A 25,859-nucleotide genomic window follows, 5' to 3' on the forward strand; every position below is an offset into this window, starting at 1 on the left:
CTGGGTCACGACTGCGTCTCCCTCCGCACTTCTGATCTGCGCGCGCGGGTAGATGCAGCGGCCGCTCACGCGGCTGCGAGCCCCCCATCCCCGACCTTGCGGCTCGTCGCGGCAGTATTAAATTATCAGCGACCTCGGGGATCGCTTCGATCAGCGACCAGACAAAAAAGCACAGGGGCCAAGAGGGCCGAGTGACGGGCGGGACACGAATCGACCTCGTTCCGGTCGCGGACGGTCGCCCGGCGGCTCGTCGAACGGCACGGATCCAGCGCCGCGAGACCCTCCGGAAGCGGGACTCCTCCGGCTAACCTGTCGGCATGCCTCGCTACGAGTACCGCTGCCGGACCTGCGGCGACACCTTCGAACTCAGCCGTCCGATGGCCGAATCGGCCGCTCCGGCGGCCTGCCCGGCCGGTCACGACGACACGGTCAAACTCCTGTCGACGGTCGCCGTCGCCACCGGCGGTTCGGCGTCCGCGCCGGCTCCCGCGCCCGGTGCGGGCGGCGGCGGAGGCGGGTGTTGCGGCGGAGGTTGCTGCGGCTGACCCGGGGAGATTTCTCAGGAGATCTTCAGGTATGCCCGAAGCGTGCACCACGGTGTGAGACGCGGCACGTTCGAAGACGACAAAGCTTCCATATCGGCCCTATTCGGGTGCTGTCGACCCTCGACGGCAGTACGTATGCCCCGGACGGCGCGTTCGACACGGGTGCGCCCGGACCGCTCGTCACCGGTGTGCCCCGGACCGGACGGTCCGGGGCACACCCGCATGTATCAGACGAGTTCGGGTGCGGCGCAGGCGTGCACGAACTCGCGGAGGATCCGCTCCCCCGCCGCGACGCCCCGCTCGGGCAGCGCGGTGATCGCCGGTGCCGTCCAGTCCGCTTCGGCCAGCTCGCCGTGACCCGGGCGCCAGCCGCGGTCCGCGACGAGCAGCAGGTCCGCGTCGAGCAGCGAGTCACCGGCACCCAGGGTGAGGACGGCGCCGGTGCGGCGGGCGACCTCCCGCACGGCCGCGCTCTTGGTGAGCGGCTTCGGCACGGCGTAGATCTTGCGGCCCTGGAGCGAGACCGTCCAGCCGCGGTTCTCCGCCCAGACGGCCAGGTCCTTCACCCACTGCTCGGGGAGCAGCTCCCGCTCCACCACCAGGTAGGCGAACAGGTCCTCGGCGATCCGGTGCTTGCGCACCCAGACCGGGTCCGCGGTGTTCTCGAGGTGCTCCCGGATCTCCGCGAGCGGCGCGCACTCGGAGGCGAGCCGGTCCATGACGCTCCGGTGCCAGTCCAGGTCGGAGACCCCGTCGACGAGCAGGTGTCCGCCGTTGGCGCAGATCGCGAACTCGGGTGCCGGCCCGGGCAGGTTGATGCGCTGGTACTGCTTGCGGGTGCGGGTCGTGGTGGGCACGAAGTGCGCGAGGTCGCCGAGTTCGGTGAGCAGCCCGGCGGCCGTCTCCGTCATGTAGGACAGCGGCTTGCTCTCGTGCACCTCGACGCAGAGCAGCCGGGGCGCCCGCGCGTCCGGCATGGTCAGCGCGAGCGCCGCCGAGGAGTAGATGAGCGTGCGGTCGAGGTCGCTGGCGACGAGCACCTTGGTCGCGGACATCAGGCGGTCACCGCCTTGCCGTCGGCACCGGTCGCGCCGCGCGTGAACTTCGGGTGGATCAACCCCACACAGGTGTAGGGGAGTTCGCCGACCTCCTCGACGGGCACCCCGCGCTGTCCGGCCAGCAGCCGGACGTGGTCGAGGTCGGCGCCCGCTCCGGCACGCGCGAGGATCTTCCAGGGGACCCTGCGCAGCAGCACCCGGGTGGTCTCGCCGACGCCCGGCTTGACGAGGTTGACGTCGTGGATGCCGTACTCCTCGCTGATGCGCTCGACGGCGGCCCAGCCCTCCCAGGTGGGGGTGCGGTCGGCGGCGAGCAGTTCCTTCGCCCGGTCGCGGGCCGACTCGGCGACGTCGGGGAAGTGGGCGGCGACGACGTCCAGGAACTCGACGGAGACATCGGACCCGGCGAGTTCGCGGTAGAACTTCGCGCCGTGGAAGTCGTGTTCGCCGACCAGGTCGGAACGCAGCACCGTTCGCGAGATGAGCCCGGAGACCGTGGAGTTGAGGCAGGCGGAGGGGATGAGGAAGTCCTCGCGGGTGCCGTACGTGCGGACGCACGAGCCGGGGTCGGCGAGCACCGCGATCTCCGGGTCGAAGCCCGAGACGCCCTCGGCCTGCTCGAACTCCGCGATGGCGTCAGCGAGTTCGCGGGTGATGGCACCCTTGCCCGTCCAGCCGTCGACGAACACGACGTCGGCCGGGTCGTGGTGGGCGGCGAGATAGCGCAGCGCGTTGGCGTCGATGCCGCGGCCGCGGACGATGGAGACGGCGTAGTGCGGCAGGTCCAGGCCGTGCTGGTGCTGGGCCCAGCGGCGCATCAGGACGCCGACGGGTGTGCCGGCCCGGGCCAGGGAGACGAGGACGGGCCGCGGGGAGCGCTCGGCGAGGACGACCTCGGTGACGGCGCCGACGGCCTCGGCGATCCGGGCGGCCGAGGTGGTGAGGGCCGCGTGGAACAGCTCCTGGTACTGGGTGCTCGGCTGGTACTCCACCGGCAGCGACTCCGCGTAGTGGGCGCCGCCGCTCTGGATGGCCTCCTCGCGCTCCTCGGTGGGGGCCTCCAGCGTCACGTCCGAGAGGTCCTGCAGCAGCCAGCCGACCTCGTCGGAAGCGTACGAGGAGAAGGCGGGGCCGCGGAGGGGCTCGGGCAGCATGGAGGGCCTTTCGGCGGACGGCCGTGCGGGGACGTACGACGGGACGACGGCGAGCAGGACGCTCGGGGTGTGCGCCGCGAGCCGGGCCAGCAGGCCGTCGGGGGCGTGCAGTGCGGGGGTGTCGGCGGTGGAGTCGACGACCGCCACGACGGCGTCGAAGCCGCCGCCCGCGACGTTGTAGGCGAAGCGGGGTCCGGGGCCGTCGTCCGGGTCGTCGTGCGCCGGGAAGACGATGCGGCTGCGGATCGCGTAGCCGGGGTCGTCGAGTGCGAGGACCGGGGAGCGGGTCGTCGTGGAGAAGCGGACCTCGGCGGAGACCAGCTGCTCCAGCTCGCGGGCGAGGCGCAGCGGCGCGTACATCAGCTCCTCGAAGCCGAGCACCAGTACGCGGCGGGCGTCGCCCGGCAGGGCTTCGGCGAGCCGGGCGGCCATCGCGGGCAGGGCACCGTCCAGGCGTATTCGCTGGCCCGGGGTGAATCCGTGCCGTCCGCCGTCCGGGAGGCCGCGGGGCCAGCCCAGCTCGACGCGCACGGCCCGGCCGGGGCTCCCGGTGGCGGGGGCGTCGGGCGCCTCCCGCTCGTGCTCGGCGACCAGTGCCTGCCCCTTCTCCAGGACGCCCTCGGGCAGACGCACCGTGCCCGACGCGGCCGCGATCAGGTCGACGCGGGCGCCGATCTCGGCGGCGAACCGCTCGAAGCGGGCCAGGTCGGCCTCCGACCGCATGTCGACGAGCGCCACCACGACGTACCGCTCGCGCGGGTAGCGCTCGTGGAGGTCGCGGATCGTGTTGAGGACGGTGTTGCCGGTGGAGAACTCGTCGTCGACGAGGATCAGCGGTCCGGGACCGGCGAGCAGGTCCGGATGCTCGGGCAGGAGCAGGTGCGAGGTGGCGTGCGAGTGGGCCTCCTCGAAACCGCCGGCCCGCGCGACACCGGCGACGGGACGGCGGGTGGAGTGGAGGTAGGGGGCGACGCCCACCCCGTCGGCGACCGAGTGACCGAGCCCGGTGGCCGTCTCGGCGTACCCGAGGACGACAGCCTCGCGGGCCTCCTCGGTGCCCAGCAGGTCGCGCACGCGCCGGCCCAGGGCGACGCCCTGGCCGTGCACGACGGAGGGCGACTGCGGCACGTGCTTGCCCAGCACGTTCGAGACGAGCAGGTGGGCGCGCTTGGGGTTGCGCCGCAGCGCGAGACCGAGCATCCCGCTGAGCCGCTCGTCGCCGACCAGCTCGACGCCGAGCCGCTCGGCGACCCAGGATCCCGTCCAGGGCGCGTCAGGCACGGCGCCCTGGCCCGGTCCGCCGCCCGGGGCGCTCCCCCCGGCCGGCAGGTCCGGCAGGTCCGGCCCGGCCGGTCGTGCGGGGTCGTTCGGGTCCTGCGCAGGGGTGTTCATCAAGTCCTCGGTGATCGGTTTCCGCGTCGCCCGGCCGGGCCGCGTCACTCGGGCAGTCCGGCGGTGAGCAGCTCGACGAAGCCGATGTCCTCGTGGGCGACCCCGAAGACCTCGGCGCGCAGCAGGGTGCGCTCCGCCCAGGCGCGATGCGGCTTCACCTCGTTCATCTTGTTCGTGTACGCCGACCTCAGGACGCCTCCGCCGCCGCGCTCGGGCCGCAGGATGTCCTGCGCGTCACTGAACTCCTCGTGACTGACCACGGACAGCGCGTGCACGGGCAGCACGTGCGACGGGTGGATGCAGGTCTTGCCCATCAGGCCGTTGGCCTGGTCGAGAGCGATCTCGCGCAGCAGACCGTCCATGGCGTGCTCGATCAGTGTCTCGCGCAGCTCCTCCGCCTGCCCCTCCAGGAAGGGGCTGCGGCGCAGCTGCGGCTTGAACATGCGCTCCTGGACCCGGAAGTACTCCCACACGGGTCCGGTCACGGTGAAGCCGGTGCCGTCGGCCCGGCCCAGCATGTTCACCACGTCGGCGATCACGGAGGCGACGACCTGCACGTCGTACGCCGTCATGTCGGGGGCCCGGCGCAGCCCGTACGAGGAGCAGAAGTCGGTGACGCCGAGGCGCAGGGCGAGGACGCGCTCGCGGTACTTGTCGACGGCGCGGGAGATGCCCTCCAGGGTCTCCACGCGTGACTCGCGGTAGAGCAGCTCGGGGGACTCCAGGACCGGCATGGCGAAGAGCCGGCGGCCGCTGGAGGCCTCGGCGGAGGCGAGGGCCTCCAGGAACGGCATGCCGCGTTCCTCGGTGAACTTCGGCATCACGAATCCGGACAGCAACCGGACGGCGGGGCCGAGGCGCCGCACGAGGTCGGGGATCTGTTCGGGGTGACGGACCCGCACGAACAGCAGCGGGGTCTCTCCGGTGTCGGGACGTGCGGCCAGGTCGGTGAACTGGCGGACCAGGTTCTCCTCGGCGCCCACGACCTCGGAGTCGTCGATCGAGTCCTCCAGGCAGAGCACCATCGAGACCACGCCCCGCGTGGTCTGCTTGACGATGTCGTCGGCGAGCTGCGGCCGGGTGGCCGGGCTGTACAGGGTGGCGCCGAGGGCGGCGGCGAGGACGCGGGCCGGCGAGTCGGCCGTGAAGACGCCGGGCTCGCGGTGGAAGAGGCGCTGCCGCTCTTCCGGGGTGATGTGACCGAAATGACGCATGAGACTCCCCCGTGGCGGCTAGTGGGCTGCGGCTGCTGGGCCGGATGTGATGTGGCCGGTAATAGTACGTATGGATCAATGTCAGGGGTTCCCGCCGGGCGTGAAATCCAGGTAACTCGGCCGTGTCCAACACTCGCCGGTTCCGGGTCGACCCCGCATTGTCGTGACCAGGACCGAGAGGGCAGGATGGCCGTATGACGCACGCCATGCCGAAGGGGTCGAACGTCCCGCTGGACGCCACAGCGGTGCGCGCCGTCCTGTGCTGGACGCCCGGGCAGGGTGTCCCCGATGTCGATGTGTCGGCGCTGCTCCTCGGCCCCGACGGTCGTGTGCGATCCGACGAGGACTTCGTCTTCTACAACCAGCCCCGCCATCCGTCGGGCAAGGTGTGGCGGCTCGGCAAGAAGCGTGGCGCCGAGGGCCTCACCGACACGATCCAGACAGATCTGGCGGGTGTCGAGTCCGGAGTCGGACAGATTCTGCTGGTCGCATCGGCGGACGACGTCACCTTCGATCGCGTACGTGATCTGCGCATTCTGCTGTACGACGCCGGTGTCACGGACGGTGAACCGCTGGCGTACTTCGACGTCAGGCCGGAGACCGGCGCCGAGACCGCGCTGATCTGCGGCGAGCTGTACCGGCGCGGTGAGGGCTGGAAGTTCCGGGCGCTGGGCGAGGGCTACTCCAATGGTCTGGTCGGTCTCGCGACCGATTTCGGGATCTCGGTGGACGAGTCCGAGGCGGCGGCCGCCGCGGCCGCCTCCGCGCCGGAGGCGAGCACCTGGGCGGCGCCCGCGGGCACTCCGGAGACCTCGGTGCCGCTGCCGCCCGAGCAGGTCCCGCCGCTCCCCCAGCAGCCGGCTCCGGTGCCGCACCAGCCCGCGTACGGCTATCCGCAGCCGGCCGCGGCGGCCCTGACAGAACCGGCGTACGGCTATCCGCAGCCGGCCGGCCAGCAGGGCGCCCCGTCCGCCTACGGCTATCCGCAGCCCCAGACCGCGCCGGCCGCGCCGCCCGCGTACGGCTTCCCGCAGGCCGTCGGCGCGGGGCCGGACCCGGACTTCCGGCTGCCGCCGCAGGGACCGCAGTTCATCGGCCGCTGAGCCCGGAGCCCCGCACCGCCCACCGGGCGGGGTCGCCCTGCGGCCCGCCGCCCGGAGCAGGGCCCGAGGGTCCTCCTAGCGCTCGACCTTCGACTTGTAGCCGCGGCCCCACTGAAGGCCCCAGCCGTAGAGGCGGTCGAGTTCGGCCTGAAAGCCGTACACGAACTTCACCTCGCGGCGCACGGTCAGCTCGCCCTTGTTGTTCTCGATCATGACGACGGCGCAGGAGCGGGCCTGCGGGTGGCGTTCGTCGAGGCCGATCTCGATGCGCGGACCGTTGCTCGGGTAGAGCGTGATGATGGCGTGGGTGCGGTCGAAGGCCGGGGTCTGGTCGTAGATGTAGACGAAGACCAGCAGCCGCTTGATGTCGTCGCGGTGGTCGAGGTTGACGAAGGCAGTCTCGCCCGAGCCGGAACCGAAACGGTCGTCGCCGCTGAGCTTCACGAACGGCGGACCGTTGAGTTCGCCGAAGAAGCCGCCGAGCGGCTGGACGACGCCCTTGGTGCCGTCCGTCAGCTCGTACATGACCCCGAGGTCGAGGTCGACGTTCACCATGCTCTGGGTGTGCGCCTGGACCACTTCCGGTTTGAAGGTGCGGAAGGGGTGGCGCAGCAGGCTCTCGCGGTGCGGCCCGCCGATGTCGGAGGTGCGCATCCGCCAGGAGAGGTTGATGCGCAGGTTGCCGGTGGCCGCGCCCTGCTTGGTGAGCGAGACCGTGTGGTTGCGCTTGGTCAGCTCGATGGAGTTGGTGGCCGCGCTGCCGGAGTCGAAGTCCGCCGAGCGCCCCCGCCACAGGTCCTGCCAGATGCCCATTTCCGCCCCCCACGTTCCTCGGTATGCGGCGGGGCGGCCGTAGAGGACCTGTCCTCTACGGCCGCCCCGCTCAGAGCGTTCCTCAACCGGGGCCGTGTCACACCCCGGACGGCGGAGGGGTGTCACACCCCGGACGAGACCTCAGCCTTCTCGTCCGAGGTCGGGGCTTTTCCCTCGGCCTCGGCGAGCGCCTTGTTCCGGCGCACGGAGGACCAGAAGGACCAGGCGATCAGGATGACGCCGACGAGGCCGGTGATGACCTCGTTGATCTGGTACTGGATGGTGACGAGGAGGATCACCGAGAGCGCGCCGATCGCGTAGTGCGCGCCGTGCTCCAGGTAGACGTAGTCGTCGAGGGTGCCCTGGCGGACCAGGTAGACGGTGAGCGACCGGACGTACATGGCGCCGATGCCGAGACCGAGCGCCATCAGCACGATGTCGTTGGTGATGGCGAAGGCGCCGATGACACCGTCGAAGGAGAAGGACGCGTCCAGCACTTCCAGGTACAGGAACATGAAGAACGCCGCCTGCCCGGCGAGGACGACGGCCGGCTTCTTCTTGCCGCTCCGCTCGGCCTCCTCCTCTTCCTCGTGGGCCCGCTCCTCCTCTTCTTCGAGACGGTCCTCGAAGTAGCCGGAGAGCCCGCCGACGACCATGTACGTGATCAGACCGGCGATGCCGGAGATCAGCACCGTCTGCGCCTTGTCGGCGTGCCCGCCGCCGTGCTGGTGGGCGTTGACCGCGAAGGTGAAGGAGGTGATGAGCAGGACGATCAGGGCGATGCAGACCGACAGCATGTCGACCTTGCCCAGCTTGGCGAGCGGACGCTCGATCCAGCGCAGCCACTGGATGTCCCGGTCCTCGAAGATGAAGTCGAGGAAGATCATCAGCAGGAACATGCCACCGAAGGCGGCGATCGACGGGTGCGCGTCGGTCACCAGCTGCTGGTACTGGTCCTTGTCGTTCAGCGCGAGATCGACCGCGTCGATCGGGCCGATCTTGGCGCTGATGGCGACGATGACGACGGGGAACACCAGGCGCATGCCGAAGACGGCGATCAGGACACCGACGGTGAGGAAGATCTTCTGCCAGAAGGCACTCATCTTCTTCAGGATTCCGGCGTTGACCACCGCGTTGTCGAAGGACAGCGAGATCTCCAGGACGGCCAGGATCGCCACGATGCCGAAGGCGGTCCACCCCCCGTAGAAGGCCGCTGCGACCAGACCGAGCGCGGTAATCGCGAACGACCAGCCGAAGGTTTTCAGAAGCACTGGCTACCCAATCATCGTGTGGTGGGGGCACCCCCAGCGGTCGCTCGGAGGAGGGTTTCCCCCGCGCCGCACTCGTCTTTACCTACTGTTGACCACGAAGTGTAGAGGGCCGCCTTCGACCGAAACAGGCGGGCCTAGGAAACATTCACCCCGAAGTCGAGTGCGATGCCCCGCAGCCCCGACGCGTATCCCTGGCCGACCGCGCGGAACTTCCACTCGGCGTTGTAGCGGTAGACCTCGCCGAAGATCATCGCCGTCTCCGTCGAGGCGTCCTCGGACAGGTCGTAACGGGCGAGTTCCTGGCCGTCGGCCTGGTTCACGACACGGATGAAGGCGTTGCTGACCTGGCCGAAGGTCTGGCCGCGGTTGTCCGCGTCATGGATGGAGACCGGGAAGACGATCTTGTCGACGTTGGCCGGCACCTTGGAGAGGTCGATCAGGATCGACTCGTCGTCGCCCTCGCCCTCACCCGTGAGGTTGTCACCGGTGTGCTCGACCGAGCCGTCCGGGCTCTTGAGCTGGTTGTAGAAGATGAACCATTCGTCCCCGAGCACCCGGCCGCCGTTGCACAGCAGGGCGCTGGCGTCGAGGTCGAAGTCGGCTCCGGTGGTCGAGCGCGCGTCCCAGCCGAGCCCGATCATCACCTGTGTGAGGTTCGGCGCGGCCTTCGAGAGGGAGACATTGCCCCCCTTGGCGAGTGTGACACCCATGATGCTGGTCCTCCCCGAGGTCGATCTTCACTTGGTACAGCGGGCCCGGCGCCGCACCGGAGAGGTGCGGCGCCGGGCCGGACGGCTGAGGCCCGAGGGCTCAGACGTTGACGCCGAAGTCCTGCGCGATGCCGCGCAGGCCCGAGGCGTACCCCTGGCCGATGGCGCGGAACTTCCACTCCGCGCCGTTGCGGTAGAGCTCGCCGAAGACCATCGCGGTCTCCGTCGAGGCGTCCTCGGAGAGGTCGTAGCGGGCGATCTCCGCTCCGCCCGCCTGGTTCACCACGCGGATGAAGGCGTTGCGGACCTGGCCGAAGGACTGCTGGCGGTTCTCGGCGTCGTAGATCGAGACCGGGAAGACGATCTTCTGGACGTCGGCCGGGACGGTGGCGAGGTTGACCTTGATCTGCTCGTCGTCGCCCTCGCCCTCGCCGGTGGTGTTGTCACCGGTGTGCTCGACCGAGCCGTCCGGGCTCTTCAGGTTGTTGAAGAACACGAAGTTCTGGTCGCCGGAGACCTTTCCCTGGTCGTTCGTGAGCAGGGCGCTGGCGTCGAGGTCGAAGTCCGTGCCGGTGGTGGTGCGGACGTCCCACCCCAGACCGATGATGACCGCGGTCAGTCCCGGGGCCTCCTTCGACAGCGAAACGTTGCCGCCCTTGCTGAGGCTGACTCCCACGAGTCCTCCCAATGGTGTTCAGGGGCGGGGCGCCCCGTAGGTGCGTTGGTATCGGATCAACGATCCGATCCTAGTGACGGGTTCCCGTGCCCCGCAGGGCTTGGAACCGAAGAATCACAGGGTGTCGAGCGCCGTGACGTACTCGTTCAGGTCACGCGCGTCGGGCAGGGCGTTGACGACGGTCCAGCGGACCACGCCCTCCTTGTCGATGATGAACGTGCCGCGCACCGCGCAGCCCTTGTCCTCGTCGAAGACGCCGTAGGCGCGCGAGACGTTGCCGTGCGGCCAGAAGTCGGACAGCAGCGGGTACTCCAGGCCCTCCTGCTCGGCGAAGACGCGCAGGGTGTGGATGGAGTCGTTGGACACGGCGAGCAGCTGGGTGTCGCGCTCGGTGAACTGCGGCAGGTTGTCACGCAGGGAGCACAGCTCGCCGGTGCACACCCCGGTGAAGGCGAAAGGGTAGAACAGCAGCACCACGTTCTTCTCGCCCCGGAAGTCGGAGAGCCTCACGGTGGCGCCGTGGTTGTCCTTCAGCTCGAAGTCCGGTGCCTTGGTACCGACGTCGACGGTCATGCTCACTCGCTTCCCTTCCACAGGTCTGTTCGGGTGACGACCAGCGTACGCAGTGATCGTCGCCGGGCCCCGGTGCGGTCCTGGCGGGTGGATCACGGGACGGACGGACGGGCGCCGTCCGGGTGGTCGCGGGCATGCGTGAGGCCCCCGCCGAGGTGGCTCGGCGGGGGCCTCACGGATGCTCTGCTTGCAGACGGGGCTGCAGCTCAGCGCTTCGACTTGGGGGTGGCCAGGCGGGTGCCCGACCATTCCTTGCCGACGGAGATGCTCTTCGTCTGGGAGAGGCCGGCTGTCTGTGCGGCATCACTGATGTCGCTGGGCTCGACGTAACCGTCCCTGCCGGTCTTCGGGGTCAGCAGCCAGATCATGCCGCCGTCCTCAAGGAGACCGATGACGTCCACCAGTGCGTCCGTGAGATCGCCGTCCTCGTCCCGGAACCACAACAGCACCACGTCAGCGACGTCGTCGTAGTCCTCGTCGACCAGATCCTGGCCGATCAGCGATTCGATGCCTTCACGGAGCTCGTGGTCAACGTCGTCGTCGAAGCCGATCTCCTGGACCACCTGTCCGGGCTCGAACCCCAGCCTGGCGGCCGGGTTGGTCCGCTCCTCCGCGTGGTCCGCGGTCGCGCTCACGGCTTGCCTCCTGATCATGTTTCGGGATTGGGGTCTCCCCCCGCTCGTCCAGAGCTCGGGGGAGTCTCAGCCACGCGCGTGCGCGCAGCATTGGCCGTAGTCCACACGGGCGGAGCGGATCGCGCAAGTACCCGGCCGTCGAGACCGCCGAAACGGTGACGATCCTGGCAGTGCCGACGCAACTCCCGGTGGGCCTTCATCAGGCCTCGTGACGCGCACCACACCCTTCTGCCCCATTTATGAACTTCGGAACCCTTGGAGCCTACGAGAACCGAACGGCTTTGCGGAACGCGTCACGTACTGAGCGTATCGTTGCGTTTTGGTCGGGCCCGTCCCAGCGGTCTGCACGAGCGTCTCGGTTACCCCTAAGTAGAGATGACGTATGCGTTCCCGAGGTACACGATGGGGAACGGTGCAGATACAGGGGAAACCCACCGCAGACAGCCCTCTGACAGCGAAGGAACAGCGTGGCTTCCGGATCCGATCGCAACCCGGTCATCATTGGCGGCCTTCCCAGCCAGGTCCCGGACTTCGACCCTGAGGAGACTCAGGAGTGGCTCGACTCCCTCGACGCCGCCGTCGACCAGCGCGGCCGTGAGCGCGCCCGCTATCTGATGCTGCGGCTGATCGAGCGGGCCCGCGAGAAGCGCGTGGCCGTGCCCGAGATGCGCAGCACGGACTACGTCAACACGATCGCCACCAAGGACGAGCCGTTCTTCCCCGGCAACGAGGAGATCGAGCGCAAGGTCCTGAACGCGACCCGCTGGAACGCGGCCGTGATGGTCTCCCGGGCGCAGCGCCCCGGCATCGGCGTGGGCGGCCACATCGCGACGTTCGCCTCCTCCGCCTCGCTCTACGACGTGGGCTTCAACCACTTCTTCCGCGGCAAGGACGAGGGCGACGGCGGCGACCAGATCTTCTTCCAGGGGCACGCCTCGCCGGGCATCTACGCCCGCGCGTTCCTCCTGGACCGGCTCTCCGAGCAGCAGCTCGACGCGTTCCGCCAGGAGAAGTCGAAGGCGCCCTACGGGCTGTCCTCGTACCCGCACCCGCGGCTGATGCCGGACTTCTGGGAGTTCCCGACCGTCTCGATGGGCCTCGGCCCGCTCGGCGCGATCTTCCAGGCCCGGATGAACCGCTACATGGAGGCGCGCGGTATCGCCGACACCTCCAAGTCCCACGTCTGGGCGTTCCTCGGCGACGGCGAGATGGACGAGCCGGAGTCGCTCGGCCAGCTCTCGATCGCGGCGCGCGAGGGTCTGGACAACCTGACCTTCGTCGTCAACTGCAACCTCCAGCGCCTCGACGGCCCGGTGCGCGGCAACGGCAAGATCGTCCAGGAGCTGGAGTCGCAGTTCCGCGGCGCCGGCTGGAACGTGATCAAGCTGGTCTGGGACCGCACCTGGGACCCGCTGCTCGCGCAGGACCGCGACGGCGTGCTGGTCAACCGGCTGAACACCACGCCGGACGGCCAGTTCCAGACGTACGCCACGGAGACGGGCGCCTACATCCGCGACCACTTCTTCGGCGACGACCACCGGCTGCGCGCCATGGTCGAGAACATGACCGACGACCAGATCCTGCACCTGGGCCGCGGCGGGCACGACCACAAGAAGATCTACGCGGCGTTCTCGGCGGCCAAGACCCACTCGGGCCAGCCGACGGTGATCCTCGCGCAGACGGTCAAGGGCTGGACGCTCGGGCCGAACTTCGAGGGCCGCAACGCCACGCACCAGATGAAGAAGCTGACGGTCGCCGACCTCAAGGGCTTCCGTGACCGGCTGCACCTGCCGATCTCCGACAAGGAGCTGGAGGACGGCGCGCCGCCGTACTACCACCCGGGCCGGGACTCGGAGGAGATCCAGTACATGCACGACCGCCGCAAGGGGCTCGGCGGGTACGTCCCGACGCGCGTCGTGCGGTCGAAGCCCCTGGCGCTGCCCGAGGACAAGACGTACGCGAGCGTGAAGAAGGGCTCGGGTCAGCAGTCCATCGCGACGACCATGGCCTTCGTGCGGCTCCTCAAGGACCTCATGCGGGACAAGGAGATCGGCAAGCGGTTCGTGCTGATCGCGCCCGACGAGTACCGCACGTTCGGCATGGACTCGTTCTTCCCGAGTGCGAAGATCTACAACCCGCTCGGCCAGCAGTACGAGTCGGTGGACCGTGAACTGCTCCTCGCCTACAAGGAGTCGCCGACCGGCCAGATGCTGCACGACGGCATCTCGGAGGCCGGCTGCACGGCCTCGCTGATCGCCGCGGGTTCGGCGTACGCCACCCACGGCGAGCCGCTCATCCCGGTCTACGTCTTCTACTCGATGTTCGGTTTCCAGCGCACCGGCGACCAGTTCTGGCAGATGGCCGACCAGTTGGCGCGCGGTTTCGTGCTGGGCGCGACCGCCGGGCGGACGACGCTGACCGGTGAGGGCCTGCAGCACGCGGACGGCCACTCGCAGCTGCTCGCCTCGACGAACCCGGGCTGTGTCGCCTACGACCCGGCGTTCGGCTTCGAGATCGCGCACATCGTGCAGGACGGCCTGCGCCGGATGTACGGCTCGACCGAGGAACACCCGCACGGCGAGGACGTCTTCTACTACCTCACGGTGTACAACGAGCCGATCCAGCACCCGGCCGAGCCGGAGAACGTGGACACCGAGGGCATCCTCAAGGGCATCCACCGCTACGCCGCGGGCACGTCGGGCACCATCCCGGCGCAGATCCTCGCCTCCGGTGTCGCCGTCCCGTGGGCCGTCGAGGCCCAGCGGATCCTCGCCGAGGACTGGAACGTCCGGGCCGACGTCTGGTCGGCGACCTCCTGGAACGAGCTGCGGCGCGAGGCCGTCGACGTGGAGCGGCACAACCTGCTGCACCCCGAGGAGGAGCAGCGCGTCCCGTACGTGACGCGGAAGCTGTCCGACTCCGAGGGCCCGTTCGTGGCCGTCTCGGACTGGATGCGCTCGGTTCCGGACCAGATCGCGCGCTGGGTGCCCGGCACCTATCAGTCCCTCGGCGCGGACGGCTTCGGCTTCGCGGACACGCGCGGCGCGGCGCGCCGGTTCTTCCACATCGACGCGCAGTCGATCGTGGTCGGCGTGCTGACCGAACTGGCCCGTGAGGGCAAGGTCGACCGGTCGGTCCTGAAGCAGGCCGTGGACCGCTACCAGCTCCTGGACGTGTCGGCGGCGGACCCGGGCGCGGCGGGCGGGGACGCGTAGCCGTTCGCGGCGAGGCGGAGGGGCGGCGGGCCGATCGGCCCGCCGCCCCTCCGCCTTTCTTCCTACGATGCGCTCATGACGCAAGAATCGGCCCAGGCCCGTTGGGAGCTGCACACCCAGCGGCCCCTGCTCGTCCTCGCGGTGGCCTTCGCCCTCGCGTACGCCGTGCCGATCGTGGACAGCGACGCGGCACCGGCGATGGCCCTCACCTGCACGGTGGTGGAGTGGGTGGTGTGGGGGGCGTTCGCGGCCGACTACCTGATACGGCTCGCGCTCTCCGGTCAGCGGCGGGACTTCGTCCGGACCCACTGGCTGGATCTGTGCGCGGTGGTCCTGCCGATCCTCCAGCCGCTGCGTCTCCTTCGGCTCGTCTCCACGCTGATGCTCGTGGGGCGGCGGGCGCGGATGGCCTCGCAGATCCGGCTGACGACGTACGTCGGGGGCGCGGTCGTCGGACTGCTGATGTTCGGCTCGCTCGCCGTGCTGTCCGTGGAGCGGGACTCGCCCAACGGGAACATCCGCACGCTGGGTGACGCGGTGTGGTGGTCCTTCACGACGATGACGACCGTGGGGTACGGCGACCACGCCCCGACCACCGGGATGGGCAGGGTCCTCGCCGTCGGTCTGATGCTGTCGGGGATCGCCCTGCTCGGTGTGGTCACCGCGAACATCGCCGCCTGGTTCATCTCCCGGTTCGAGAAGGACGACGTGGAGGAACGCCGGCAGACCGCGGCGATCGAGGCCCTCACCGAGGAGGTGCGCGCCCTGCGCGCCGAGCTCACCGCTCTCACGGGCACCCCGGGTCTTCTCCCGCACCCTGTGCCGTCAGGGTCCGAGGAGCACTCCCCCACCTAGACCTGTGGGCCCGTACGCCGCTCGGGGCGGAGTACGGGCCCACAACAGGTGACCAGCGGTGTCGCAGCCTCAGAGCAGGCCGTTGCCGACTCCGCCCGCCAGCCAGATGATCGCCAAAAGTGTGTCGATCGCTCCCAGGACGAGGGCGATGAGAGCCGGTACCGGCCCCGAACCCGTCCAGCGGCGCCCCATCGAGAACCAGCCGCAGATCATCGCGACCGGCCCGAGGACGATTCCCAGCGTGAAGAAGCCGGCAACCGCGCACACGACTCCGATGATGCCCAAGGTCGCGCTGTCCGGCCCGGTCCGTGGTCCCATCCGGCCACGTGAACGGGGGTACCTGCGCGTACCGTTTCCGAAGCCCGCCATCATCAACTCCTGAACTCCCGTGACCTCTCGGTCGGTTCGGGTCGATGCCTCGGGTACCCCCGTTCCACGCGTACAGACCTGCACGCGCGCCACCCCCCTCCGGCAGCGCGCCGCAGACCCGGTCGTCCTCCAGGCCGTACGGAGGACTTGACCCACTGTGACCTGCGGCGTGCGCCGAACGGGAGGGAACTTGAGCGTGATCACCCGGATAGGCGAAATTCCGCCACGCGATCCCCGGGTGACGCCGTCCGTCAGATGTGTCCGGCGCCTGCTCCGGCGGCGTCGGCGTTGTCGCCGCGCTTGGTGAGCAGCGCCACGAACACCGCCACGACGGCGACGCCCGCGGCGACGAGGCAGGCGAGGCTCATGCCGGAGATGAAGGTGTCGTGGGCGACGTCCGTGATCTGCGCGGCGATCGCGGCCGGGGTGTCCTTGGCGACCGGCGCGGCACCGACCTGGACCGCCTCGGAGGCCTGGTCGAGCTGGGCCGGGGTGAGCGGCGGCAGCTTGGCGTCGGCCCAGTTGCCCGCGAGGTCGTTGTCCACCTTGGAGGCCATGACGGCGCCCAGGACGGCCGTACCGAGGCTGCCGCCGATCTGCATGGCGGCCTGCTGGAGACCACCGGCGACACCGGACAGCTCCATCGGCGCGTTGCCGACGATGACCTCCGTGGCGCCGACCATGACGGGGGCGAGACCGAGGCCGAGACCCGCGAACCAGATCGACATGACCAGGCTGCTGGTGCCGGTGTCCAGGGTGGACATCCCGAACATGGAGACAGCGGTGAGCGCCATGCCGCCGGCGAGCGGGATGCGCGGGCCGACCTTGGTGATGAGGGCGCCGGCCAGCGGTGAGCCCACGATCATCATCCCGGTCAGCGGCAGCAGGTGCAGACCGGCGTCGACCGGGCTCATGCCGTGCACGTTCTGGAGATAGAAGGTGACGAAGAACAGGCCGCCGAGGAAGGCGATGGCCATCAGGACCATCAGGACCACACCGGCCGACAGGGGCACGGAGCGGAACAGGGCGAGCGGGATCAGCGGCTCCTTGACCCGCTTCTCCCAGAGGGCGAAGAGCACGAACCCGGCGATCGAGACGACCAGGAACGTCCAGGTCAGACCGTCGCCCCAGCCCCACGCCGGCGCCTTGATGAGGGCCCAGACCAGGCAGAACATGGCGCCGGAGAGCAGCGCGATGCCGAGGAGGTCGAAGGAGCGCGGGGCGTTCGCGGCGCGGTGGTCGGTGAGGATCAGCGTGCCGAGGACCAGCGCGAGGACGCCGACGGGCACGTTGATGAAGAACACCGACTGCCAGCTGACGTGCTGGACGAGCAGACCGCCGAGGATCGGGCCGCCCGCGGTGGAGGCGCCGATGACCATGCCCCAGATGCCGATCGCCATGTTCAGCTTCTCGGCCGGGAAGGTGGCGCGCAGCAGGCCGAGCGCGGCCGGCATCAGCAGGGCGCCGAACAGGCCCTGGAAGACGCGGAAGGTGACGACCAGGGCGATGCTGCTGGAGAAGCCGATCGCGCCGGAGGCCGCGGCGAAGCCGAGGACGCCTATGAGGAAGGTCTGCCGGTGGCCGAAGCGGTCACCGAGCTTGCCCGCGGTGATCAGGGTGACCGCGAGGGCGAGGAAGTAGCCGTTGGTGATCCACTGGACGTCGGCGAAGCTCGCGCCGAGGTCCTTCTGGATGGCGGGGTTGGCGATCGCGACGATGGTGCCGTCCAGCGCCACCATCATGACCCCGACGGCCACGGTGATGAGGGTGAACCACGGATGGCCGCGCAGGCCCGTGGACGGGGCCCCGTCCGACGGGGAGACCGGAGCCTTGTCGCCGGGCTCCGGCTTGTCGATGGTGGTCTGACTAGTCATGTTTTCGAGGCTAGTGACAGTCACTGACAGTTGACAAACCAATTCACAAGTCGGTAACTGTCACGTTACTCACAGATAGGCTGAACTGGGCCGACTGTTCGGGGAGGGACGCGAGGGAGAGGTTCCGGGACCATGACGGACACGGGCGGCAGCGCCGGACCGGCGGCAGCGGCGGCGACGCCTGCCGCGACGACGGCGGCACCCCGCCCCGGACTGCGCGAGCGCAAGAAGCAGCGCACCCGGGACGCCCTCCTGCGGGCCGCCCTCGAACTCTTCGTCGCCCAGGGGTACGAGCGCACCACCGTCGACGAGATCGCCGAGGCCGTCGACGTCTCGCAGCGCACCTTCTTCCGCTACTTCGCGGGCAAGGAGGACGCCGCCCTCTTCCTGCAGCGGCTCAGCGAGTCCCATTTCATCGACGCCGTGCGCGAACGACCGCGCCACGAGGCCCCGTTGGAGGCGCTGCGGCGAGCCGTCCTGGAGAGCTGGGACACCATCGGCGAGGCGATCGAGGCCGTCGTGCCGATCGAACTCCACATGCGCACCTACCAGTTGATCGAGTCGACACCCGCACTGCTCGCGGCCCATCTGCGCCGCTCGGAGGAGATCGAGGAGGAGATCGCGCGGCTGATCGCCGAGCGCGAGGGCCTCGACGTGGACGCGGACCCCCGGCCGCGCATCGCCGTCGCGGTGTTCGGCGGGGTGATGCGGGTGACGGGCCGCCGGTGGGGCGCGGGCGAGGACACCAGCGTGGCGGCGATCCGCGAGCTGACGGCCTCCTATCTCGACCATGTGGGGCCCGCGTTGGCGGAGAAGTGGGACACCCGGCCGGACCGGCCGTCCGCCGGGCCGCCGGAGCCCTCCGCGGGGCCCTGACGGCGAGGGCCCCCGGGCCCCCGCACAGAGCGTCACAACTCGCACACGCGTCGCAGGAATTCACCAACAGAGTGTGACTATTTAACTCAAACTGAACCCGGTTTGCCCCAATTACCCCACCAGAAACGTGATCCCAGTCACTCGTTTAACGGGAGGCACCCCACTTCTCCTAGGGTGTCCTCTCAGTGACTTCCTTCGACTCCACCCCCCAACTCAACGCCTGGCGTGCGCTGCTCGCGCTGGCCGTGGTGTTCGTGATGCTGGCCACCAGTGGCTGGACCGCGCTCCACAGCCACCGGGCACCCTCCCCGCTCCAGGCGTCCCGCTCCGCGTGGGAGCACGGCAGCATCGCCGGACACCGGCTTCCGGACCCGGACGCCACGCCCGCCCGGCTGGCCGGCTTCTTCGACACGCTCGACGCCCACCAGCGTGCTCGGCTCGCCCACCGCTATCCCCTCGCGGTCGGCAACATGAACGGCGCCCCGGTGACCCTGCGGTACCAGGCCAACCGCCTCGCGCTGCAGCACGAACGCAAGGTCGAGCAGCGGCGCACGCACGACAAGCGGTTCTCCGCCGTCGGCCAGTACGACGCCGGCCGCCGGATGCACCGCTACGAAGCACTGCTGGACGGCGACCGGAAGATCCTCGCCTTCGACCCCAACGGATCGGGCCGGATCGCCGAGGTGTTCGGCGACCTCGACACCGCCCGGCGCGTCTCCGTCGTGGTGCCCGGCGTCGACACCGACCTGCTCACCTTCCAGCGCACGGACAAGCAGTACTCCGCGCCCGTCGGCATGGCGAGTTCGCTGTACGCGGCGCAGCGCGCGGCCGACCCCGGTGCGCGGACGGCCGTCATCGCGTGGGCCGACTACACCGCGCCCAGCGGGCTCGGCATCGACTCCGCCACCGCGATGCGCGCCCAGGAAGGCGCGGTACGGCTGAACGCGCTGCTCCGGGCACTGCCCGGGACCAGGCCGATCGCGCTCTACTGCCACAGCTACGGCTCGGTGCTGTGCGGGGTGGCGGCCCACTCACTGCCCTCCCGGGTCTCCGACATAGCGGTGGCGGGCAGCCCCGGCATGCGGGCGGCGAACACCGCCGGTCTGCACACCACCGCCCGGGTGTGGGCGATGCGCGACGCGGACGACTGGATCCAGGACGTGCCCCATCTGGAGGTCGGCGGCCTCGGGCACGGCGCGGACCCGGTGTCGAAGGGGTTCGGGGCGCGCCTCCTGTCCGCCGCCGGGGCGAAGGGACACGCCGGCTACTTCCAGCCGGGAACGGAAAGTCTCCGCAACTTCGCGGAGATCGGCATTGGCGCGTACCGCGCGGTCCGATGCGCGCACGACGACGGCGGCTGCCGGGCGGGTTTGTCCGCCGCGACAGCGGCCTGACGCGCGTAGAGACCGAAAGAATCGCGGTCCGCCCGGAGAGGCGACGGAGGCTTGCGTGCCGCATACGATGGCCCGCATGGGTGACGTACTGGCCGGATTGCATGCCGCCTGGGAGTTCGAGTCCGACTCCGTGGTCATCCGCTTCGAACGGGGGATCCGCACGCCGAAGCTGTTCCAGGCGCTCGGCGAACGCCGTATCCCTCTCGATGCGGTCGCGGCGGTGACGCTCACGCCCGGGAAGCGGGGCACGGTCGTGCTGCGCGCGGTGCCGAGACCCGGCGCCGACCCCCTCATGGAGGCGGCCGCGGGACAGCTCAAGGAGGGGTGCGACCCCTATCGCCTGGTGCTGCCCGCCGAGAGCGAGACACTCGCCGAGTACTACGCGGACGAACTGCGCGCCCGGCTCACCGCGGACGACGAACCGGCCGAGCGCTTCCTGGTGGAACCGCCCGAGGCGCCCCTCAGTTTCAAGGCGTACGACGGTAAGGCGTCCTTCGACGGCAAGGCGGTGTCCTTCCGCTGGTTCTGGACGGGCGCCTCGTCGGCGAAGTGGAAGGCCGGCGACCAGACGTTCCCGGTCTCGGCGCTGAGCGGCGTCGAATGGCGTTCCCCGGAGGTGTTCGAGGGCCATCTGCGTCTGCTGCTGCGCGAGCCGGTCATCGCCCAGCCCGCGCAGGCGGACCAGGACCCAGCGGCCGTGGTCTTCGGTCTCGGCTACGGACCGGTCCACGAGTCCCTGCCGTTCGCGGCGGCCGTCCTCGCCGCTGCGCGCTCCGCGAGCCCCGCGCCGGTGACCGCGTCCGCCGTGCCGCGCCGGGATCCGGCCGACATCGCCGACCGGATCCGGCACCTCGGCGAGCTGCACGAGGCGGGGCTCGTCACCGACGAGGAGTTCTCCACCAAGAAGGCGGAACTCCTGGCGCAGCTGTAGGGCGTCCGCCAGGTCCGGCCCGCCCGGTGAGGCCCGGCATGCCCGGGCGGCTACCCGGCGTTCACTCGCGTCCGGCGGACGAGAACGCCATGTCCGCGTAGCGGTCGCCCGCCACCTTGCCCGCGATCGGCTCCAGGAGGGCCAGTTCGCCGTCGGTCAGGACGATGCGGGTGGCCGCCGTGTTCTCCTCGACCCGCCTGCTCTTGGTGGTCCCCGGGATCGGCACGACGGTCAGTCCGTGGACGCTCGCGCGCTGCTGGACCCAGGCCAGCGCGATCTGGCCGAGCGAGGCCCCGTGCGCGGCGGCGACCGTGCGGACCGGTTCGAGCAGGGCGGCGTTGGCGCTCGCGTTCTCGCCGGTGAAGCGGGGCATCGTGCGACGGAAGTCGTCCGAGGTCAGGTCCTCGTCGGCGTTGGCGAACGATCCCGTGAGGAAGCCCCGGCCGAGCGGTGAGTAGGGCACCAGGGCGACCCCGAGTTCGCGGGCCGCGGGCACCACGGCCGCCTCGATGTCGCGGCTGAACAGGGACCACTCGGACTGCACGGCGGTGACGGGGTGGACGTCGTGGGCGGCCCGCAGCTCGCCGGCCGTGACCTCGCTCAGCCCGAGGTGCTTGACCTTGCCCTCGCGGACCAGCTCGGCCATGACCCCGACGGTCTCCTCGATGGGGATGTTCACGTCCCGGCGGTGCATGTAGTAGAGGTCGATCACGTCGACGTCCAGCCGGCGCAGGCTCGCCTCGACGGCCGCGCGGATGTAGGGCGCGTCATTGCGGACGATCCGCTTGTAGGGGTCGTCCGGCGAGCTGGTCAGCGCGAACTTGGTGGCGATCACGAGGTCGTCCCGGTGCGCTCCGACGAAGGAGGACAGGAAGGTCTCGTTCTCCCCCTTGCCGTAGGCGTCGGCGGTGTCGAAGAGGGTCACGCCCAGCTCCAGCGCCCGGCTCAGGGCGGCGCGGGACTGTTCGGCGTCCGGCGGCCCGTACGCCCAGCTCATCCCCATGCAGCCGAGACCCTGCACACCGACCTCGGGTCCGTCCGCGCCGAGCCGTGCCGTCGCGATCCTACTGTCCGTCATCGGGACCTCTCCGACGCCAGTGCCCGCCCGGCGTCACCGTAGAAGCTGATCTTGCGGTCGAGCACCGCGAGGGTGTCCTGGAGTTCCGCGATCCGGACCTTGACGTCCCGTCGGGTCGCCTCCAGGAGTTCGTAGCGCTCCCGGTAGGTGTGGTCGCCCGCGCGCACCATCTCGGCGTACCGCACCATGTCGGCGACCGGCATCCCGGTGAGCCGCAGCTTGCCGACCAGGCCGAGCCAGTCCAGGTCACGGTTGCTGTAGCGGCGCTGGCCGGTGTGCGAGCGGTCGATGTGCGGCATCAGCCCGATGCGCTCGTACCAGCGCAGGGTGTGCGCGCTGAGGCCGGTGTACGCGGCGACCTCGCTGATCGTGTAGTTGTCCTGGCCGTCCGGGCGCCGGTCCCCCTCGGGCGGTCCGGCGCAGGTGTCGGCGTCGGTCTCGACGGCCTCGGCTGTCGTCTCCATCACGGTCATGGCCCCCACGCTAAAACCTTGGAGTGCACTCGAAGCAAGTGGAATCCGCCGAAAATGCGAGGACGCGCCCGGGGGCGGGTGGCTAGCGTGCCGATCATGAGTCTCGTACGCCGTGCCACAGCCGAAGACGCCCGGGAAGTGCTCCGCCTGCGCCAGGTGATGATCGACTCGGTCTTCGCCGCCGACAGCTCCAGTGCGTGGCACGCCGCCTCGCTGCCCACCGTACGCGCGAAGCTCGCCGATCCGCAGGAGTCCTTCGTGGCCTTCGTGGTCGACCACCCGGACCGTCCCGGCGCGCTCGCGGCCCTCGTCGCCGGGACGGTCGAGTACCGGATCGGACGGGCGGAGAACCCGCACGGCGCGGTCGGGCACGTCTTCAGTGTCGCCACCGACCCCGACGCCCGGCGCCGCGGGTACGCCCGCGCCTGCATGGAGACGCTCCTCGGCTGGTTCCGCGGGCGGGGCGTCGGGCAGGTCGACCTCAACGCGTCCGCCGAGGCCGAGCCGCTGTACGCGTCCCTCGGCTTCGTCCGCAAGCCGGACCCCTCGATGCGGCTGACCCTGTGAGCGGCTTAGGCTCGGCCGCATGTCTTTGCAGAGTCTGGCGCTGATCGCGAACTGGCCCGTTCCCACCGCCGCCGCCGCGGTCGTCCGCGCGGACGGCACGGTCGTGGGCACCCAGGGCCCGGGGCAGCACCGGTTCGCCCTCGCCTCGGTCACCAAGCCGCTCGCCGCGTACGCCGCGCTCGTCGCCTACGAGGAGGGGGCGATCGAGCTCGACGAACCGGCCGGGCCTCCCGGCTCGACGGTCCGGCATCTGCTCGCGCACACCTCCGGTCTCGCCTTCGACGAACACCGGGTGACCTCCGCGCCCGGTGAGCGGCGGCTGTACTCCAACGCCGGTTTCGAGGTGCTCGGGGACCACATCGCCAAGGCGGCGGAGATGCCCTTCGCGGAGTACCTGCGCCAGGCGGTCCTCGAACCGCTCGGCATGACCGCGACGACGCTGGACGGCTCCCCCGCCAAGGACGGCGTCTCGACGGTCGAGGACCTCGTCCGTTTCGCCGCCGAGCTCCAGGCCCCGCGGCTGCTGGATCCGCGCACGGTCGCGGAGGCGATGACCGTGCAGTACCCGGGCACGAAGGGCGTCCTGCCCGGCTACGGACACCAGAGCCCCAACGACTGGGGTCTCGGCTTCGAGATCCGCGACTCCAAGTCGCCGCACTGGACGGGGAGTTCGTCCTCCCCGCGGACCTTCGGCCACTTCGGCCAGTCCGGTACGTTCCTGTGGGTCGACCCGGTCGCGGGTGCCGCCTGCGTCGCCCTGACGGACCGGGCCTTCGGACCCTGGGCGATCGAGGCGTGGCCGCCGTTCACGGACGCGGTGCTGGCCGAACTCGGCGCCTGAGGAGAGGCCGGCGGGGACGGCGGCGCCTCCCGCCCGCTCAGCGGAACGCCGCCGCGTTGCGCCGCGCCCAGCCGGCGAACGTGCCCGGCGCGCGGCCCAGCACCCGCTCCACGTCGGGGCCGGCCCGGCGCTCCTCCTCCGTCGGTTCGCCGAGGATGGCGAGGGTGCCCTCGACCACCGGCAGCGGCATGAAGGCCGCCATCTGCGTGCGCGCCTCCTCGCGGGTCTGCTCGGTGAAACGCACGGGCTCGCCCAGTGCGGCGGCGATGGCGGCGGCGCGTTCCCGCGGGGTCGTCGCCGCGGGACCGGTCAGCGTGTAGGTGGCCCCGGCGTGGCCCTCCCCGCGCAGTGCGGCGGCCGCGACGGCGGCCACGTCGTCGGGGTCGACGAACGGCAGCCCGACATCCCCGAACGGGGCCGCGGCCTCGCGGCGGGCCCGGACGGATCCGGCCCAGGCGAACGCGTTGGTGGCCATCCCGCCGGACCGCAGGACCGTCCAGTCCAGGCCCGACTCCCGTACCGCCCGCTCGAAGCGGGCCGGATGCTCGTAAGCCTGCGGCCGGGTGCCGACGCCCTGCGAGGACAGCAGCACCACCCGCCGGACGCCGGCGGCCCGCGCCGCGTCCAGGACGCCCTGCGGGTCCTCCCCCGCCACCAGCAGGAACAGCGCCTCGGCCCCTTCGAACGCGGGACCCAGCCCGGCGGGTTCGGCGAGGTCGGCCGCCACCGTCCGGACGCCTTCGGGTACGTCCGCACCGGTGATCCGCCGGGCCACCGCCGTCACCGGCAGCTCCGCGTCGTCCAGCCTGCGCACCAGCGCGCGGCCCACGTTCCCGGTCGCTCCTGTCACCACGTACATGCCGGTCTCCTCGCAAAAAAATTTAGTCAGTCGACTGACTTAGTTCGACGGGAGGGACGCTAGCAAGCGGGGTGCGCGGCTGTCTATAGTCAGTCGGGTGACTGACTCAGAGAAGGTCCGGAGCCCCCGGGCCCGGTCGGGCGGCAAGCGGCGCCTGCTGACGGCGGCGGCGGCCCGGGTGCTGCACGAGCAGGGCGTGGAGCGGACGACGATCGCCGACATCGCCCGCGCCGCGGGGGTCCCCGCGGGCAACGTCTACTACTACTTCAAGACCAAGGACGAGCTGGTCGAGGCCGCTCTCGCCGAGCACGCCGGGCATCTGAAGGAGCTGACCGACGAGCTGGACAGGCTCCCCGATCCGCGCGAGCGCCTCAAGGGACTCGTCGGCGCGTGGGTCTCGCGGCGCGACACCGCAGCCCGTTACGGCTGCCCCACCGGCACCCTCGCCGCGGAGCTCGACAAGCGGGACGACGGCGGCCTCGACCTCGCGGCGGGGCAGGTGGTCCGGCTGCTGCTGGACTGGGTCGCCGCGCAGTACCGGGAGCTCGGCGACGCCGACCCGGAGGGCCGCGCGCTCACCCTCGTCGGCGCCTACCAGGGCATGTCCCTGCTCTCCAACGCCCTGCGGGACCCGGAGATCATGACCCGTGAGGGAGCGCGGCTGATGCGCGAACTCGACGCGGCGGTCTAGGGACGTCCCGGCCGCGGCCTCCGGTGTCAGCCGACGGCCATCTCCCACATCAGCAGTTCGGCGGGCACGCCCGCGACGAGTTCGATGTCCTTCGCGTCGGTGATGCGGGCCGCGTCGCCCTCGCCCAGCTCCTCGCCGTCCAGGCGGACTTCGCCCCGGACGACGTGGACGTAGACGAAGGGCGCGTCCGGGACGGCGGTGCGCTCACCCGCCGTCAGACGGCGCACGTGCAGCATGGCGCCCGCCTCGGGCAGGGCGTACGGCGTGGAGTCGGCGATGCCGTGCACGATCTCGTACGACGGGTCGCCGCCCGGTTCCAGCGGGGCGAGCCACATCTGCACGAAGACCAGCGGGAGTTCGCCGTCGTTGCGCTCGACGTGCCGGACACCGCCCGCCGAGCTGAGCCGCTGGACGTCGCCGTGCCGCAGCACCGACTCGTGCCCAGCCGAGTCACGGTGGGTCAGCTCCCCCTCCACGACCCAGGTGACGATCTCGGTGTGACTGTGCGGGTGCTCGTCGAAGCCCGTCCCGGGATCGAGCCGCTCCTCGTTGCAGGCGATCACCGCGCCGAAGCGGAGGTTGTCGGGGTCGTAGTGCGGGCCGAAGGAGAAGGCGTGGAGCGAGGAGATCCCGGCCGCCGGGTCCCCTCCGCGGTAGCGCTCTTCGGCGCGGCGGACGTCCATCACGTCCAC

Annotated in this window: 25 protein-coding genes; 10 read left to right on the forward strand and 15 right to left on the reverse strand. The window is 70.6% G+C overall.

The genetic code is table 11. The features are described 5' to 3' along the window. The first annotated feature begins 317 nt into the window (after positions 1 to 317). On the forward strand, positions 318 to 545 hold the full coding sequence (locus tag B0675_RS02460) for a zinc ribbon domain-containing protein (protein ID WP_081217078.1): 228 nt from the start codon (positions 318 to 320) through the stop codon (positions 543 to 545). Positions 546 to 772: 227 nt separating this feature from the next. Here the strand turns inward: B0675_RS02460 and B0675_RS02465 are convergent, their stop codons facing one another. The 3 genes from B0675_RS02465 to B0675_RS02475 all read right to left on the reverse strand — a co-directional run bounded on the left by B0675_RS02465 (position 773) and on the right by B0675_RS02475 (position 5,363). Continuing rightward, positions 773 to 1,600, reverse strand: a complete 828-nt coding sequence (locus B0675_RS02465) for an HAD family hydrolase (protein ID WP_081217079.1) — start codon at positions 1,598 to 1,600, stop codon at positions 773 to 775. Further along, positions 1,600 to 4,038, reverse strand: a complete 2,439-nt coding sequence (locus tag B0675_RS02470; protein ID WP_241539888.1) for a phosphoribosyltransferase — start codon at positions 4,036 to 4,038, stop codon at positions 1,600 to 1,602. Before B0675_RS02470 ends, B0675_RS02465 begins: the two co-directional genes overlap by 1 nt. 155 nt (positions 4,039 to 4,193) lie before the next feature. Next, positions 4,194 to 5,363, reverse strand: coding sequence for an HpcH/HpaI aldolase/citrate lyase family protein (locus tag B0675_RS02475; RefSeq protein WP_081217080.1), 1,170 nt, complete (start codon positions 5,361 to 5,363; stop codon positions 4,194 to 4,196). A 194-nt stretch (positions 5,364 to 5,557) separates the two neighbouring features. Here B0675_RS02475 and B0675_RS02480 point away from each other — a divergent pair, with 194 nt between their 5' ends. Continuing rightward, positions 5,558 to 6,466: a TerD family protein gene (locus B0675_RS02480; protein WP_081217081.1), complete on the forward strand. Its 909-nt coding sequence runs from the start codon at positions 5,558 to 5,560 to the stop codon at positions 6,464 to 6,466. Positions 6,467 to 6,541: 75 nt separating this feature from the next. On the opposite strand, the gene B0675_RS02485 is transcribed toward B0675_RS02480, so the two are convergent. From B0675_RS02485 to B0675_RS02510, 6 genes are all read right to left on the reverse strand, one after another. Continuing rightward, positions 6,542 to 7,279 (reverse strand): Tellurium resistance, encoded by a 738-nt coding sequence (locus B0675_RS02485; protein WP_081217082.1) that lies wholly within the window; start codon positions 7,277 to 7,279, stop codon positions 6,542 to 6,544. A 122-nt stretch (positions 7,280 to 7,401) separates the two neighbouring features. Further along, positions 7,402 to 8,550 (reverse strand): DUF475 domain-containing protein, encoded by a 1,149-nt coding sequence (locus B0675_RS02490; RefSeq protein ID WP_081217083.1) that lies wholly within the window; start codon positions 8,548 to 8,550, stop codon positions 7,402 to 7,404. 134 nt (positions 8,551 to 8,684) lie between these two features. Beyond that, the gene (locus B0675_RS02495; RefSeq protein WP_081217084.1) at positions 8,685 to 9,260 is read right to left on the reverse strand and encodes a TerD family protein; all 576 of its coding nucleotides are present in this window, start codon (positions 9,258 to 9,260) and stop codon (positions 8,685 to 8,687) included. Between the two features lie 100 nt (positions 9,261 to 9,360). Then, a complete protein-coding gene (locus B0675_RS02500; RefSeq protein ID WP_081217085.1) occupies positions 9,361 to 9,936 on the reverse strand; it encodes a TerD family protein in 576 nt (191 codons plus the stop codon). 114 nt (positions 9,937 to 10,050) lie between these two features. Beyond that, positions 10,051 to 10,509 carry a peroxiredoxin gene (locus B0675_RS02505; protein WP_081217086.1) on the reverse strand — a complete coding sequence of 153 codons (459 nt, stop codon included), beginning with the start codon at positions 10,507 to 10,509 and terminating at the stop codon, positions 10,051 to 10,053. A 206-nt stretch (positions 10,510 to 10,715) separates the two neighbouring features. Further along, a complete protein-coding gene (locus tag B0675_RS02510) occupies positions 10,716 to 11,144 on the reverse strand; it encodes a DUF3052 domain-containing protein (RefSeq protein WP_081217087.1) in 429 nt (142 codons plus the stop codon). A 467-nt stretch (positions 11,145 to 11,611) separates the two neighbouring features. On the opposite strand from B0675_RS02510, the gene aceE reads away from it, so the two are divergent. Beyond that, complete coding sequence (gene aceE / locus B0675_RS02520; RefSeq protein ID WP_081217089.1) at positions 11,612 to 14,359, forward strand: pyruvate dehydrogenase (acetyl-transferring), homodimeric type; 2,748 nt, start codon at positions 11,612 to 11,614, stop codon at positions 14,357 to 14,359. 75 nt (positions 14,360 to 14,434) lie between these two features. Continuing rightward, on the forward strand, positions 14,435 to 15,214 hold the full coding sequence (locus tag B0675_RS02525) for a potassium channel family protein (protein WP_081217090.1): 780 nt from the start codon (positions 14,435 to 14,437) through the stop codon (positions 15,212 to 15,214). 69 nt (positions 15,215 to 15,283) lie between these two features. Here the strand turns inward: B0675_RS02525 and B0675_RS02530 are convergent, their stop codons facing one another. Both B0675_RS02530 and B0675_RS02535 read right to left on the reverse strand, forming a co-directional pair. Then, a complete protein-coding gene (locus B0675_RS02530) occupies positions 15,284 to 15,586 on the reverse strand; it encodes a small hydrophobic protein (protein ID WP_081217091.1) in 303 nt (100 codons plus the stop codon). A gap of 248 nt (positions 15,587 to 15,834) precedes the next feature. Next, positions 15,835 to 17,457 (reverse strand): MFS transporter, encoded by a 1,623-nt coding sequence (locus B0675_RS02535; protein WP_081217092.1) that lies wholly within the window; start codon positions 17,455 to 17,457, stop codon positions 15,835 to 15,837. 132 nt (positions 17,458 to 17,589) lie between these two features. Here B0675_RS02535 and B0675_RS02540 point away from each other — a divergent pair, with 132 nt between their 5' ends. From B0675_RS02540 to B0675_RS02550, 3 genes are all read left to right on the forward strand, one after another. Then, positions 17,590 to 18,333: a TetR family transcriptional regulator gene (locus B0675_RS02540; RefSeq protein ID WP_081217093.1), complete on the forward strand. Its 744-nt coding sequence runs from the start codon at positions 17,590 to 17,592 to the stop codon at positions 18,331 to 18,333. 185 nt (positions 18,334 to 18,518) lie between these two features. Further along, a complete protein-coding gene (locus B0675_RS02545; protein WP_081217094.1) occupies positions 18,519 to 19,727 on the forward strand; it encodes an alpha/beta hydrolase in 1,209 nt (402 codons plus the stop codon). 67 nt (positions 19,728 to 19,794) lie between these two features. Further along, positions 19,795 to 20,658 carry a DUF4429 domain-containing protein gene (locus tag B0675_RS02550; RefSeq protein ID WP_081217095.1) on the forward strand — a complete coding sequence of 288 codons (864 nt, stop codon included), beginning with the start codon at positions 19,795 to 19,797 and terminating at the stop codon, positions 20,656 to 20,658. A gap of 61 nt (positions 20,659 to 20,719) precedes the next feature. On the opposite strand, the gene B0675_RS02555 is transcribed toward B0675_RS02550, so the two are convergent. Together B0675_RS02555 and B0675_RS02560 are read right to left on the reverse strand one after the other, a co-directional pair. Continuing rightward, a complete protein-coding gene (locus tag B0675_RS02555; protein WP_081217096.1) occupies positions 20,720 to 21,736 on the reverse strand; it encodes an aldo/keto reductase in 1,017 nt (338 codons plus the stop codon). Further along, positions 21,733 to 22,209, reverse strand: coding sequence for a MerR family transcriptional regulator (locus B0675_RS02560; protein ID WP_081217097.1), 477 nt, complete (start codon positions 22,207 to 22,209; stop codon positions 21,733 to 21,735). The genes B0675_RS02555 and B0675_RS02560 overlap by 4 nt, the downstream gene beginning before the upstream one ends. 96 nt (positions 22,210 to 22,305) lie before the next feature. On the opposite strand from B0675_RS02560, the gene B0675_RS02565 reads away from it, so the two are divergent. Continuing rightward, positions 22,306 to 22,776, forward strand: a complete 471-nt coding sequence (locus B0675_RS02565) for a GNAT family N-acetyltransferase (RefSeq protein WP_081221549.1) — start codon at positions 22,306 to 22,308, stop codon at positions 22,774 to 22,776. A 19-nt stretch (positions 22,777 to 22,795) separates the two neighbouring features. After that, complete coding sequence (locus B0675_RS02570) at positions 22,796 to 23,617, forward strand: serine hydrolase domain-containing protein (protein ID WP_081217098.1); 822 nt, start codon at positions 22,796 to 22,798, stop codon at positions 23,615 to 23,617. 37 nt (positions 23,618 to 23,654) lie between these two features. On the opposite strand, the gene B0675_RS02575 is transcribed toward B0675_RS02570, so the two are convergent. Beyond that, positions 23,655 to 24,476: an NAD(P)H-binding protein gene (locus B0675_RS02575; protein ID WP_081217099.1), complete on the reverse strand. Its 822-nt coding sequence runs from the start codon at positions 24,474 to 24,476 to the stop codon at positions 23,655 to 23,657. A 97-nt stretch (positions 24,477 to 24,573) separates the two neighbouring features. On the opposite strand from B0675_RS02575, the gene B0675_RS02580 reads away from it, so the two are divergent. Beyond that, on the forward strand, positions 24,574 to 25,167 hold the full coding sequence (locus B0675_RS02580; protein ID WP_081217100.1) for a TetR/AcrR family transcriptional regulator: 594 nt from the start codon (positions 24,574 to 24,576) through the stop codon (positions 25,165 to 25,167). Positions 25,168 to 25,193: 26 nt separating this feature from the next. Here the strand turns inward: B0675_RS02580 and B0675_RS02585 are convergent, their stop codons facing one another. Continuing rightward, positions 25,194 to 25,853: a pirin family protein gene (locus B0675_RS02585; RefSeq protein ID WP_081221550.1), complete on the reverse strand. Its 660-nt coding sequence runs from the start codon at positions 25,851 to 25,853 to the stop codon at positions 25,194 to 25,196. Between the last annotated feature and the right edge of the window lie 6 nt (positions 25,854 to 25,859).

Origin of the sequence: Streptomyces sp. M41(2017) (genome assembly GCF_002078175.1) — a bacterium.
Classification (GTDB): domain Bacteria; phylum Actinomycetota; class Actinomycetes; order Streptomycetales; family Streptomycetaceae; genus Streptomyces.

Coding starts and splice junctions, on each gene's coding strand:
- B0675_RS02560 (WP_081217097.1), bottom strand. CDS start 22,209: ATGACCGTGATGGAGACGACAGCCGAGGCCGTCGAGACCGACGCCGAC.
- B0675_RS02460 (WP_081217078.1), top strand. CDS start 318: ATGCCTCGCTACGAGTACCGCTGCCGGACCTGCGGCGACACCTTCGAA.
- B0675_RS02465 (WP_081217079.1), bottom strand. CDS start 1,600: ATGTCCGCGACCAAGGTGCTCGTCGCCAGCGACCTCGACCGCACGCTC.
- B0675_RS02550 (WP_081217095.1), top strand. CDS start 19,795: ATGGCCCGCATGGGTGACGTACTGGCCGGATTGCATGCCGCCTGGGAG.
- B0675_RS02565 (WP_081221549.1), top strand. CDS start 22,306: ATGAGTCTCGTACGCCGTGCCACAGCCGAAGACGCCCGGGAAGTGCTC.
- B0675_RS02570 (WP_081217098.1), top strand. CDS start 22,796: ATGTCTTTGCAGAGTCTGGCGCTGATCGCGAACTGGCCCGTTCCCACC.
- B0675_RS02485 (WP_081217082.1), bottom strand. CDS start 7,279: ATGGGCATCTGGCAGGACCTGTGGCGGGGGCGCTCGGCGGACTTCGAC.
- B0675_RS02525 (WP_081217090.1), top strand. CDS start 14,435: ATGACGCAAGAATCGGCCCAGGCCCGTTGGGAGCTGCACACCCAGCGG.
- B0675_RS02555 (WP_081217096.1), bottom strand. CDS start 21,736: ATGACGGACAGTAGGATCGCGACGGCACGGCTCGGCGCGGACGGACCC.
- B0675_RS02575 (WP_081217099.1), bottom strand. CDS start 24,476: ATGTACGTGGTGACAGGAGCGACCGGGAACGTGGGCCGCGCGCTGGTG.
- B0675_RS02535 (WP_081217092.1), bottom strand. CDS start 17,457: ATGACTAGTCAGACCACCATCGACAAGCCGGAGCCCGGCGACAAGGCT.
- B0675_RS02540 (WP_081217093.1), top strand. CDS start 17,590: ATGACGGACACGGGCGGCAGCGCCGGACCGGCGGCAGCGGCGGCGACG.
- B0675_RS02530 (WP_081217091.1), bottom strand. CDS start 15,586: ATGATGGCGGGCTTCGGAAACGGTACGCGCAGGTACCCCCGTTCACGT.
- B0675_RS02475 (WP_081217080.1), bottom strand. CDS start 5,363: ATGCGTCATTTCGGTCACATCACCCCGGAAGAGCGGCAGCGCCTCTTC.
- B0675_RS02480 (WP_081217081.1), top strand. CDS start 5,558: ATGACGCACGCCATGCCGAAGGGGTCGAACGTCCCGCTGGACGCCACA.
- B0675_RS02495 (WP_081217084.1), bottom strand. CDS start 9,260: ATGGGTGTCACACTCGCCAAGGGGGGCAATGTCTCCCTCTCGAAGGCC.
- B0675_RS02505 (WP_081217086.1), bottom strand. CDS start 10,509: ATGACCGTCGACGTCGGTACCAAGGCACCGGACTTCGAGCTGAAGGAC.